Source organism: Psychrobacter fulvigenes (assembly GCF_904846155.1).
GTDB classification, from domain to species: Bacteria; Pseudomonadota; Gammaproteobacteria; order Pseudomonadales; family Moraxellaceae; genus Psychrobacter; species Psychrobacter fulvigenes.
On sequence record NZ_CAJGZP010000001.1, the window covers coordinates 2,481,794 to 2,494,334 of the forward strand.

Consider the following 12,541-nt stretch of genomic DNA (forward strand, 5'->3'; position numbering starts at 1 on the left):
CTAAGTTGAGAATCAGGTGATCATTTATATTTCTGACGGCTAAAGGTTACAAAACCCCTATCTGATGCAGTCGCTTTAGGCTGTATGTTAGCAAATTTTCACGCTACACTTAGCAATATTTTCATAATAGGCATCAACCATGGCATTAATCCGGCAACGTAAACTGACCAAACAGCAGATTCGTCGCATCGATAAACAACAACAATCCAATCAAGACAGCATCGATGAGGGCTTGATGGACGGTATTGTCATGGCACATTACGGCAAACAACTAGAAGTGCAGATGACCAGCTTACCGGCTGTCATACCTGTACAACCTGAGATTGCTCCAGATGACCCTGAGCCTTTCTGGCAAGCGCTTGAACTAGGTGATATCTGGCGTTGTCATGTACGCACCAATCTACCCATGCTGGCAACTGGCGATCATGTACGCTGGACGGCAGATCCCAACACTGGGTTTGGACGTATTGAGTCTGTACAGCCGCGCACCTCCTTAGTATCAAGACCTGACCGTTACCATAAGCTCAAGCCAGTTGCCGCCAATGTCGATATTCTTGCCATTGTCTTTGCGCCCTTGCCTGCTGCCGCTCCTACTTTAATAGATCGCTATCTGGTGGTCTGCCACCATGCCGGCGTACAGCCATTATTGGTATTGAATAAAGCAGATTTATTGGCACAAGAAGGGTATGCAGACACTGAGGAGCTGCTGAGGCAATATGCTGCCCTTGGTTATGATAGCGTACTGACCTCAGTCGATTGTCCCGAAAACATCGCCGACATCGCCACGCAGCAAGGCCTTGGCGAACTAAAACGTTATATTGATAAAAAGCTCGTTATTTTTGCTGGTCAGTCAGGTGTCGGTAAAAGCAGCTTAATCAATGCGCTATTGCCCGAATCTGCCCAAAGCGTGAATATCATCTCCGAAAACTCACAGCTTGGGCAGCATACTACTACCACCAGTCGCTTGTTGCCATTCAATCCAGAGGATCTGACACAAGGTGGTATCGTTGATACGCCTGGTATTCGTGAATATGGCATCTGGCATTTAACCCCTGATGACATCATTTCTGGTTTTATTGAGTTGGCACCTTTATCAGGTGACTGTAAGTTCCGTGATTGTAAGCATACGCATAATAGTAAAGGCTGTGCCCTATGGCAGGCCGTCGCTGATGGTGATGTATTGCAGCGCCGTGTTGAAAACCTGATTACGTTACAAGCCGAGGCCGATACAAAGCCTTATTAGAACTTAACCGTTAGGTTGACCATCGCACGTTTACTATGGTCGGGCTAATCGGTATAATAGCGCCTTGTTCGGTAACCCTAAGCTGTATTCGCAGTTTAATAGAACACTTATTTTTTGGAGGTTTGGTTTGGATCGTGCGCTTGAATTCGTGGGCAACCACCCGTTTTTATTTGGCATCTTGGCAGTACTGGCTGTCTTGTTTTTTGCCATTGAAAATAAACGCAGCGGCAAAAAAGTGTCGCCCAATACCCTCGGCATGATGGTCAACTCCCAAAACGCGCAGCTTATTGATATTCGCGCCAAAAAGAAGTTTACCACCGGCTATATCCAAGGCAGCCGTAATATTCCTTTTACTGAGCTCAAAGACCGCTTGGAAGAGATACGCGCTATTGAGCAGCCGATGATAATCATTTGTGACATTGGTGTCCAAGCAGGGGCAGCCGTTCAGATGATTGCCAAAGAAAATGTCTACCGCTTGGAAGGTGGTATTGGTGGCTGGCAAGGTGCTGGCATGCCACTGGTTGGGCTAAAAGACGCTCAGCCCAAAAAAGGTAAAAACAAGCCAAGCTTGCATAAATAAAAGCTCATATAATTTATGGTCGCTATAAAATAAAAAGACATCATTTTATATGGTGTCTTTTTTATGTGATGGCTGTTATTCTTTCATAAGCTTTCAGAGCAGCTGGCTTGAATTCATCATTTAGATCCCCACTTTATAGTTAGCATAATAAAATATATACTTATCTTTAATCTATTTATAACCAAGTTATGAGCGGATAACTGATAAAAAATACATTTAAAATTCACTAAGGATACTTCATGACTGTCTCTGTCAAAGTCTATACCACCCCTATCTGCCCTTATTGTTCACACGCCAAACAACTTCTAAATTCTAAAGGCGTTGCATATGAAGAAATTGGTATGCATGATATGAGCAGCGATGAGCGCCGTGCATTAATGCAACAAACCAATAACTATCGCATGGTGCCACAAATCTTTGTCGGTGATACTTTTGTAGGCGGTTTTAGTGAGCTTAATCAGCTGAACCAACAAGGCAAGCTTGATGAGATGTTAGCAGGCTAATCTAATAGATTATCGCTAGCCAGTCACACTGAGCTTTTAACTAACTATCGCTACTGCGATAACAACGATACATTGCACCATTATTTGAGGAATTATCATGGCTGAAGAACAAGCACAACCACAATTGGCTTTAGAACGTATTTATGTAAAAGACATGTCGCTAGAAGTACCAGGCGCTGGCGTGTTCACTAAAGAGTGGAACCCTGAGCTTGATATCAATCTATCTAGCAATGCTGAAAAGCTTGATGACGATCATTACCAAGTAGTCTTGACAGTCAGTGTGACGGCCAAAAACGCTGAAGAACCCGCCTTTATCGCTGAAGTTCATCAAGCAGGTATCTTCTTACTTAAGCACATTCCAGAAGATCAAATCGGACAAATCCTAGGCGCATACTGCCCTAACGTTTTGTTCCCATATGCCCGCGAAGTCATTAGTGATATCGTTACTCGTGGTAGCTTCCCGCAGTTGTTACTTGCACCAGTGAACTTTGACCAAGCGTACGCACAAAGCCAGCAACAAGCGCAAGTAGATGCTGAAGGTAATGCTTAAGTTTTAGCAGAACAAAGCTACATTGAAATAATAATATCTAAAAGCCGTTTACTTATGATAGTAAGCGGCTTTTTATTGGCTGTATTCTAGAGCTTGTCCTTAACACAAATAATGTTTATTTGGCATAAAAAAACCCTGCCAATCAGCAAGGTCTTCAATTAAATATTAAGTAAACAGACTATAAAAACTAACCTTTTAAGGCAGATAATATTTGCTGCTTCACTTCGTCAATGGCTTGCGTACCATCGAACTTATCATAATTAGGCGCATCACCACCTTCTTTGGCTTTATCTTGATAAAAGCCAACCAGGGCTGATGTCTGCTGATGGTAAGTGGCTAAACGATCACGAATGGTAGACTCTTTATCATCTTCACGCTGGATAAGCGCTTCACCAGTCACGTCATCGATACCTTCTTGCTTAGGTGGATTATGCTCGATATGGTATACGCGGCCTGATCCTGGATGCTGGCGACGACCAGACAAACGCTTCACGATTTCGTCATCAGGTACACTGATTTCGACCACATGATCAATCGCAACATCTGCATCTGCAAGCGCTTGCGCCTGAGGGATAGTGCGCGGGAAACCATCAAGAATACAGCCATTCACACAGTCAGGCTTAGCGATGCGCTCTTTTACTAGATTGATGATAAGATCATCAGAAACCAGTCCGCCTGCATTCATAACACCTTCGGCTTTTTTGCCAAGTTCGCTACCTTCTTTGATCGCTGCACGCAGCATATCGCCAGTTGAGATTTGCGGAATGTCATACTCTTTAGAGATAAACTGTGCTTGGGTGCCCTTACCAGCGCCAGGTGGTCCTAGCAAAATAATACGCATCATAATACGTCTCTCCTCGATAAATGGGATTTAGGGATTGGTTTACTACTCAAATGCCATGACTACCTTACATCGTGCCTTTATAAAGCTCAAGTATTTTTATTATAAGCCTTATGCCAACAGATGACTTATCTGTTCATGTAACAGCATTGCACGCTGCAACATCAGGCGGCAGCATGGACGTCAATGCAAAATTTAAATGTTATGGTATCTGTTGGTTAATCTGCACATTCACTTCGGTTTGATCGCTACCAATGACCACTGGGTTGCCAGATAAGTCTCCTGACTCTGCACCAGCATTGCCACTACGACTGATACGAGCAATGACCGCCAACTGTGTTTTTTCAGCTCGTGCTGACTGTATCGTACGCTCAGGCATCATCGCATCGAGATCACTTAAGCTGACATTGGCTTCACCCTGCCTAATGACACTGATTGGTAAACGCTTGGCCGCATAGGGTGCACCGCCATTGACATCCCGAATCGCGACAAACAACACATCATCACCTTGTACCAATGGCAGCAGGCTTGCGTTGATTGTTATGGTCACATTGACACCTTCAGCCGCTTGCGCTTGCTGTGCGATGACATTGGCGCTTAGCTCATCTAAGCTTGCCAACGCTTGGGTATGATCACCTGGTTTGGCGGCGATACTTTCACGCAGTCTTTGAATCCAGCTCTCGGCCTGATCGAAGTTACTGGCACGTGCTTCGCCCATTGCCATCAGCATTTGCGCGCCTTCATGCTGTGGGTTATTGCGCAAGACCTCTTCTAATACACGGCGACCATCAGCATCCAATTGACCATTGTTTGCAAAAAAGCTGATTTGAGCATAAGTGGTCGCTATCTCTTCATTATCTGGTGATAATCGATAAGCACGAGATAACGCTTCTAGCGCAGAATCAGTTGCTTCTAATGACAAAAACAGCTCTGACAAACGCATCCAGCGATTAGGATCGTCAGCATGACGATGGACGTTGGCTTGCATGGCCGTAATTAATTGCCGTCCATCCTCACCAATTGCCCATTCAGGTGGCTGATCAATTTTACCAGTTAGTAAGTCATCAGCGACTTGACCAACCTTGTCTTCTGCTTCCCAAAACTCAAAGACAGGCTGACGGTCACCGATCAACATATACGCCAGTGCTGCTAATAACGGTACCCAAACAAAAACCATCATTCTGTTCTTGAAACTAGGAGGCACCATTGTAGCTACTTGACGTTGGACATCTAGCAGCTGACGTTCAAGCTCAAGTTTCTGATTTTGATAATGAGCCTCATCAATCGTGCCAGTGTCTTTGTCTGTTTTTAGCTCCGCAAGGCGTTCACGAAACACCGCCACGTTGATATCCAATAATTGGTTATCGACGGGACTGGCTTTGAGCCGCGCTGCACGCATCCACGGTGCAATGACGATGACAGCAAGTATCAAGGCAATAAGTAAGCTTAGGGCAATAAATAAGCCAAAAGTAGAGAATATGGTCATTTTTTGTCCTCTGTGCTGGTGATGTCATGGTCAGCAGTGTCAGTACGCGCTAGCAGTCGATCAAGCTCAGCTCTTTCCGCTGGCGTGAGCGCTTCCACAGTGTTGGCGTCTACCGTCGTACCGCTTTTGCCACTCGCAACTACTTGGCGACGTTTGGTCTGCCAGAACCAACCAACAATCAATGCAATTAATAATAGTGGTGGAAAAAACCATAGAATCCACGTCGATGGGCGTACAGGCGGCTTGTAACTGATAAAGTCGCCATAGCGCTCTTGCATATAGTTACGAATTTCTGTATCGCTGCGGCCGTCTTTTACTAAATCATATGTTCTTTGCTTCAGATCTTGCGCAATGGGCGCATCTGACGCAGCAAGGTTTTGGTTTTGACATTTGGGACAACGTAGCTCCTCAATGAGACCACGGTATTGAGCTTCTTGTCGTTCTGAATCAAAATCGTAGACATCAATAGCGGCATAGCTGGTGATGCTAAGCATACAGGCTAGCATAAAGCCTACCACTTTCCCGACCATGCCCGTCTTTACTAAAAGAGTTTTTATATGGGTGTTTTTCATTGACAAGCCTCCGCAAGCTGACTTGAATCTAAACTGACATTATTCTTATTGGCATCATTGAGCACCATCATGCAAGGGGCAATACGACCTTGCCAGTTGGCCTCATTGATCTCACCAATAATATGTTGACGAATAACACCGTCGCCATCGACTAAAAAGGTCTCAGGCGCGCCAGTCAAACCCAAGTCTAAGGCAAACTGGCCTGATAAATCTTGAACAGACATCGAGAATGGGTCGCCACCTTGATTTAGATAGGTAAACGCATTACCAATCTCGTCTTTGTAGTTTACCCCAACGATATTGACTCCACGACTTTCAAGCTCCATCAAAAAGGGATGCTCAATAATACAAGTTGGGCACCAAGAGCCCCAAACGTTCATTAAAAACGGCTCGTCAGGTAAATTCTCATTGGTCATGATACGCGAGGTATCTGATAATAATGGCAACTCAAAAGCCGGTACAGGCCGCTCAAGTGCCGTACTGGGTATGATATCTGTTGGCTTGCCCAAACGCATATACAGTATTACTATCAAACCAAAAAACACAATGAGCGGGATTAAAAACCATATTTTCATTTGCTTTTTGTTCATCGTTTGGCTACGACCTGTATTATCCCCTTTATCACTTTGGTTAGGGGTGTTATTAGATGTGCTCATACTACCCCTCCTTCACAGTCGTTACTGAATCTACCGCTGCTGGATCTAACGCATGGTCAATCGTAATCTCACGCGGCTCTTTGGTCTTTTTGATACGGTAGCGTCTATCAAACATACTGAGCAATGCGCCCAAAGCCATAATAATCGATCCCAACCAAATCCAGCGAATTAAAGGCTTCACATAGATGCGTACTGCCCACTGATTACTATCTTCTGCGATAGGCTCACCAAGTGCGACGTACAAATCACGCATGAAGCTTGCGTCAATCGACGCCTCTGTCATTGGCATCATACTAATGATATAAGTCCGTTTTTCAGGATATAAAGTCGTGACCTCGCGGCCATCTTTCGTTATATCGACCTGTGCTTGCATGCCATCATAGTTACTACCTTTGACTTCATGAAAATCCGATACTGTAAAGTCATAACCTTGTACATGCACTGTGTCTCCAAGCCCCATCGCCACATCGCGCTCAATATCTAAGCTAGTGACAAAAGCAACACCTATACAGGCGATAATCACACCTACATGTGCCGTTTGCTGACCCCAATAGCTAAGACGCAACTGACGCAGACCTTTAAAGAAATTAGGGGCGTTCTTAGTTTTGTCTCTAAAGTCAACGATCATCCATAGCAGTACCCAAAAGCTCACCGCTAAAGTCACGCCAATATTGAACATAGCAGATGGACTGGTAAAGTAGGCGATAATAGCAGCCAATACGATACTACTAGCGGCAATGGCGATACCCACCCCTAGTAACGGACGCTTATCTTGTTTCCAGCGAATGTTAGAGCCCATACCCATCGCGATTAACAACAGCCATGTCAAAGGCACAAACAGCGCATTGAAGTATGGAGGCCCTACAGATACCTGACCGAGACTAAAGGCATCAGCGATAATAGGATAAAGTGTACCGAGCAATACCACGAGCGTTGCAATCAAGATAATAGCGTTATTAATGACTAAGAAAGACTCGCGCGAAACCAGCTGATACTGACTCTCAACCGTCAAACGCCAACCACGGACAGCGAACATCAGCAGACCGCCACCAACGATGATACCAAGAATGATTAGGATAATCAGACCACGGGTTGGATCGGCTGCGAACGAGTGTACAGAGGTGATTACCCCAGAGCGTACTAAGAAAGTACCGAGCAGACTGAGTGCAAAAGCAAAAATTGCCAGCATAATGGTCCAAGCTTTAAACACACCACGCTTTTCGGTGACTGCTAAAGAATGTATCAATGCGGTCCCAGCAAGCCATGGCATCAATGACGCGTTCTCTACTGGATCCCAAAACCACCAACCACCCCAGCCAAGCTCATAATATGCCCACCACGAACCAAGAGAGATACCGATGGTCAAAAAGCCCCAAGCCGCCAGTGCCCAAGGACGTGACCAGCGCGTCCAGACCGCGTCCAAACGTCCTGCCCACAATGCCGCCATACAAAAAGCAAACGGCACCACCATACCCACATAGCCCATATACAGCATCGGTGGATGGAAAATCAATCCAGGATCCTGCAGTAAAGGGTTTAAGTCAGCGCCATCAACGATCAGATTTGGTAATGTGCGCTCAAAAGGTGATGAAGTAAAGATCATCATCGCCATCATCATCAGCTGCACGCCAGCTAAGATCACCAGTACCCGCGCGCGCATCGACAGCGGCAGACCTCGACTGAAATATGATACCAGCGCACACCATGTCGCCATGATCGTCATCCACAACAATAGCGAGCCTTCATGACCGCCCCATGTCGCTGATAACTTATAATACCAAGGCAACAAGCTGTTAGAGTGCTGCGCAACATAAACAAGACTAAAGTCGTTATAGTAAAAGCCTGCCATCGGTGCGCCAAATGATAATATCATTGCCACAAACTGCGCCCAAGCCAAGCTTGGCGCTAAGCGCTGCAATGAGACTTGGCCACGCATGACCCCAACGGACGGTAATACCACCTGCAAAATCGCCAGCACAAAGGCGGCGAGCAAGGCAAAATAACCCAATTCTGTGATTAACATACGGTCTAACCTTGTTTACCTTAATACGGTCATAGTTTAAATACAGTCATAGCTTACGGTTACAGATTAGGTGTTTAAATATCATCACTCGCCCCCTACTATCTGTCTATGTATGACTCATTATATTTTTAACAGGATATTTATCTAAGCATCATCTAACTAGGTTTTGTCTAACTAGGTTTCTTCTAGTTTCTAAACTCTGAGGTTTATAGGATTTACATTGGCGTACATTAACGTCAACTTGTCACGGTGTTGTATCTGCCCTGTATGCGCAGTGTAGTAGCAACTTATAAAAACCCATCATCTAATAGCGACAGCGAATGAAGATACGCGTCTTTTACTGAGCACCCTACTACATAGTTGGATAGAACACTAAAACCAAATGCAACCAACCCGCCAAAAAGCCAGTCAAACCACCCAGTACAATCAGCGTCAACTCATCTTCACGAAACGCAGGGCGCAATAAGTTTTGGAACTCATGCGGTGATAGCGCACGCAATCTATCACGGAACATCCCAAATATTTTACTTGCACGACTCTCATTTAGCTCAGGATCACGTATTGGCACCATGGTGGCGGAGATTGATTTATCAATAATGGTATTTTTGAGTTGACCGAACTCTCGGCGACCAAGACTTAAACGCAAAGTCGTTCTCACCACCGGAGATTCTAAAATTTGATAAAGATGCGACTTCATCAGCTCGCGGGTTTGCGCAGCACGAGCACCATACATCATCTCATTCATGATGTTTTCTAAGGTCACCAAATCATTGACCACAATTTCAGCAAAAACATCAGATACTTCATCCTGGCGCTTCATAAAGCCGCCCTGCCAACGAAAGTGCGCCACATGTGGCAACTGCAGCTTAATAAACGGAAAGGCTTTACTTATTGATAAAAACTTAATGTAAGGTATCAATCGCGGCTCAACAGGATTGAACACCATCCAAATCGCGATCCAGTTAGTAAGCAGCCCCCAAACGGCAGCAAAAAACGGTACGGTCCAATGCTGTGGCACGACTAAGAATATGAACATCTGGATAATACCAAAAGCCAAACCAATCAGCGCACTGATGTGCCAGATAAAATCTATCTCTTTTTGGCCAACTTTCAAAAACATATTGACCATCAAACGCCGATCGCCTTCCATCTTGTTGACAATCATCTGACGCATATCGACCAATTCTTCTACTTGGTAGGTCAGATCCGTCACCATCGACTGCATGATTTCAGGTAACACTTCATGAGCTTGTGCATAAATACGGCGTTTTATTGCATAAGGCATATTGGCCCATAACACATCTGAACGCTCGAGCATGATCTCATCCATTAAGGACTCTAGATTCTCATCAACAGCCTCGGTGATAAACACTGCCATCTGCTCGGGTTCCATCGCTTGTACAAACTCATCAAGTGAGCCAAGCTTTGAGAGCGTTTGATCAACGATCACCCCTGATATCTTACCCGCTTTACGCGGCACAATACCTTGCCAGCCTATGCCAGGCAATCCAAAAAACGGAAAATTAGGTATGCGGATACCCCAAAACTTAATGGGATAAAACAACATTTTTAGTGCCATCCACACATGTGCCCACGTAACAAATGCAGTCACTGGCGGAATGGTCAGCATAGCAAAAAATTCTGGGTGTTCAGCGAACGTCTGCCATATTGAAGTTGCGTCCATGAATCTGTATGCCCCTGACGTAATCGTTATTGTTGCTTAAGCTATCATCGTTGTTGCTACTAACCAATTGGCGTACTACTTAGCGCTTGGCAAACGTTTGTAGAACAACGTTTTACCCATAAAAGATGCTAGTAAACAAATCGCCTGATTTTAGCATACTTGCCATTTATTAGCACATAATGAGCCTATCCAAGTTGTGACTATAAGTGACAGATTTAGCATTTGCTTTTATCATTCTATGTTTTAAGATACTATTTGCCTAATTCTTGTATGGCACACACGCTGGCAATGTCAATGTGAGCAGACAAAATCAGCGACAGTGACTCTATTCTGTTATAATTTATCGTTGCCTCAATCATTCTTTTTTTTTGCAAATCTATACAGCCGCTATTATCTACTGTGCTCATTGGTACCGCTTTACATGAATAAAACCCTCTCCTCAGATACCGACCAAAGCACTCGTGTTTTTATGCAGCGTATCCTTATTTTTGGTCTACTGATCTTTTTAGGTCTGGGTGGGTTACTGCTGCGTTATGGCTATTTGCAAGTGTACGAGCACGATAAATATAAGACGCAAGCTGACAATAACCGCATTAAATTAATATCAGCGCCGCCAAGCCGTGGTTATATCTATGATCGCAACGGTATCTTACTCGCTGATAACCAACCTGTTTTTACCGCTATGCTCAGTCCGGATGCCGTAGAAGATCCCGAGCGCACGTTAAACCTACTTGCTCCTATTTTTGAGTTGACAGAAAAAGACATCACCGATATTTTGGCACGCTTGAATAAAAGCAACAATGACCCTGTCACCATCAAGATCGATTTAACCGATGCACAACTGGCACAGTTCAGTGAGCGTAAACCCTTTTTTCGCGGCGTCACAATTCAAAGCAAACTGACTCGCGCCTACCCTTACGATGAGCTATTTGCCCACGTCATTGGCTATGTTGGGCGTATTAACGATAAAGAAACCAAGCAAATTGACAAAGATCGTTATGCTGGGACTGACCTTATCGGTAAAATTGGTATCGAACAAAACTATGAAGATATTTTACTTGGACAGCCTGGTTATCAGTCAGTAGAAACAGACGCTCATGGCAATATTTTGCGGCAATTAGAAACCAAACCACCGATTGCGGGTAATGACATTACCTTAAGCTTGGACTACGGTTTGCAGACCGTTGCCCAGCAGCAGCTAGATGGCCGTCGCGGCGCTATTGTGGCGATAGACCCCAAGACTGGCGATGTGCTAGCGTTTGTCAGCAATCCAAGTTACGATCCCAACCCCTTTATCTCTGGTATCTCCTTCAAAGATTATGGCGCGCTACGAGATGACATTGACCAACCTCTGTACAATCGTGCGCTGCAAGGTATGTATCCGCCTGCTTCTACAATCAAGCCCTTTGAAGGCTTAGGTGCGCTACATTATGGCTTGCGCGATTGGAACACCTCTATTTATGATCCAGGTTATTTTAGCTTACCAGGAGACAACCATCGGTTTCGTGACTGGAAAAGAGGCGGTCACGGCTCAGTAAATCTTGAAAAATCTATCGTTATGTCTGTCGATACTTACTATTATAAACTGGCTTACGAGATGGGCATCCAACGCCTGCATGATTGGATGGTGCGCTTTGGTTTTGGTGAAAAGACAGGTATTGATTTGCCGAATGAAAAATCCGGTCTTATGCCCTCGCCAAAATGGAAAAAAGAGACGTATGATAAAAACTGGCTACCAGGTGAGACCATTTCAGTCAGTATTGGTCAGGGTTACTTTTTGGCCACACCGTTACAGATTGCCAATGCGACCGCGATGACTGCTAGCAAAGGACAGCATATTACGCCGCACCTACTAAAGAGCAGTGATGGCGCAGCAGAAATCGATATCATTACCAAGCCTGACGGCAAAATCGACTTCGATGGCAAACCTTCTGACTGGACTCGTATGCATGATGCCATGGAAGAAACCGTCAAACGCGGCACCGCTCGTGGTATTTATACCCCGCGCTATCGCATCGCTGGCAAAACAGGTACAGCACAGGTCAAGTCTATCGCTCAAGGTAAGAGCTATGATAAGTCAGCGATAGATAAGCGCCATTGGGACCATGCTTGGTTCAACGGTTTTGCACCGGTAGAGGATCCACAGATTGCGCTTGCGGTACTGGTTGAGAATGGTGGTGGCGGTAGTGCCGTCGCTGCGCCCATCGGACGGGCACTATTTGATTATTGGGTGTTACAACGTCCAACGGATCCTATATTGCCACCGACCGCTGATGAGCTAAAAGCCATCAAACGCCAAAAAGCGTTCGAAAAAGCAGAAAGAGACGCGATACGCGATCAAGAGCAAGCGCTAAAAGAACAGGCAGAAGCCGAAGCAGCGACTAATACTACTGAATAAAGATA

The 12,541-nt window shown here is 45.0% G+C and carries 11 protein-coding genes; 5 read left to right on the forward strand and 6 right to left on the reverse strand.

Going from position 1 to position 12,541, the window contains the following annotated elements:
• The first annotated feature begins 139 nt into the window (after nucleotides 1-139).
• The 4 genes from rsgA (at nucleotide 140) to secB (ending at nucleotide 2,876) form a co-directional block, all read left to right on the forward strand.
• Nucleotides 140-1,243, forward strand: a complete 1,104-nt coding sequence (gene rsgA / locus JMX03_RS10415; RefSeq protein WP_201596628.1) for a ribosome small subunit-dependent GTPase A — start codon at nucleotides 140-142, stop codon at nucleotides 1,241-1,243.
• A gap of 127 nt (nucleotides 1,244-1,370) precedes the next feature.
• Complete coding sequence (locus tag JMX03_RS10420) at nucleotides 1,371-1,823, forward strand: rhodanese-like domain-containing protein (protein WP_201596630.1); 453 nt, start codon at nucleotides 1,371-1,373, stop codon at nucleotides 1,821-1,823.
• Between the two features lie 239 nt (nucleotides 1,824-2,062).
• Nucleotides 2,063-2,326: a glutaredoxin 3 gene (grxC, locus tag JMX03_RS10425; protein WP_201596632.1), complete on the forward strand. Its 264-nt coding sequence runs from the start codon at nucleotides 2,063-2,065 to the stop codon at nucleotides 2,324-2,326.
• A gap of 97 nt (nucleotides 2,327-2,423) precedes the next feature.
• Nucleotides 2,424-2,876 carry a protein-export chaperone SecB gene (gene secB, locus JMX03_RS10430; RefSeq protein ID WP_201574164.1) on the forward strand — a complete coding sequence of 151 codons (453 nt, stop codon included), beginning with the start codon at nucleotides 2,424-2,426 and terminating at the stop codon, nucleotides 2,874-2,876.
• A gap of 187 nt (nucleotides 2,877-3,063) precedes the next feature.
• Here the strand turns inward: secB and adk are convergent, their stop codons facing one another.
• The 6 genes from adk to JMX03_RS10460 all read right to left on the reverse strand — a co-directional run bounded on the left by adk (nucleotide 3,064) and on the right by JMX03_RS10460 (nucleotide 10,138).
• On the reverse strand, nucleotides 3,064-3,717 hold the full coding sequence (adk, locus tag JMX03_RS10435) for an adenylate kinase (protein ID WP_201577113.1): 654 nt from the start codon (nucleotides 3,715-3,717) through the stop codon (nucleotides 3,064-3,066).
• Between the two features lie 202 nt (nucleotides 3,718-3,919).
• Nucleotides 3,920-5,203 carry a c-type cytochrome biogenesis protein CcmI gene (ccmI, locus tag JMX03_RS10440; protein WP_201596634.1) on the reverse strand — a complete coding sequence of 428 codons (1,284 nt, stop codon included), beginning with the start codon at nucleotides 5,201-5,203 and terminating at the stop codon, nucleotides 3,920-3,922.
• Entirely contained in the window at nucleotides 5,200-5,709 is a 510-nt protein-coding gene (locus JMX03_RS10445) for a cytochrome c-type biogenesis protein (protein ID WP_374220355.1), read from the reverse strand. Before JMX03_RS10445 ends, ccmI begins: the two co-directional genes overlap by 4 nt.
• Before the next feature lie 62 nt (nucleotides 5,710-5,771).
• Entirely contained in the window at nucleotides 5,772-6,431 is a 660-nt protein-coding gene (locus tag JMX03_RS10450; RefSeq protein WP_201574162.1) for a DsbE family thiol:disulfide interchange protein, read from the reverse strand.
• A gap of 1 nt (nucleotide 6,432) precedes the next feature.
• Entirely contained in the window at nucleotides 6,433-8,454 is a 2,022-nt protein-coding gene (locus JMX03_RS10455; protein WP_201596636.1) for a heme lyase CcmF/NrfE family subunit, read from the reverse strand.
• 352 nt (nucleotides 8,455-8,806) lie between these two features.
• The gene (locus JMX03_RS10460) at nucleotides 8,807-10,138 is read right to left on the reverse strand and encodes a hypothetical protein (RefSeq protein ID WP_201596638.1); all 1,332 of its coding nucleotides are present in this window, start codon (nucleotides 10,136-10,138) and stop codon (nucleotides 8,807-8,809) included.
• A 421-nt stretch (nucleotides 10,139-10,559) separates the two neighbouring features.
• Here JMX03_RS10460 and mrdA point away from each other — a divergent pair, with 421 nt between their 5' ends.
• Nucleotides 10,560-12,536, forward strand: a complete 1,977-nt coding sequence (gene mrdA / locus JMX03_RS10465) for a penicillin-binding protein 2 (RefSeq protein WP_201574159.1) — start codon at nucleotides 10,560-10,562, stop codon at nucleotides 12,534-12,536.
• The last annotated feature ends 5 nt before the right edge of the window (nucleotides 12,537-12,541 follow it).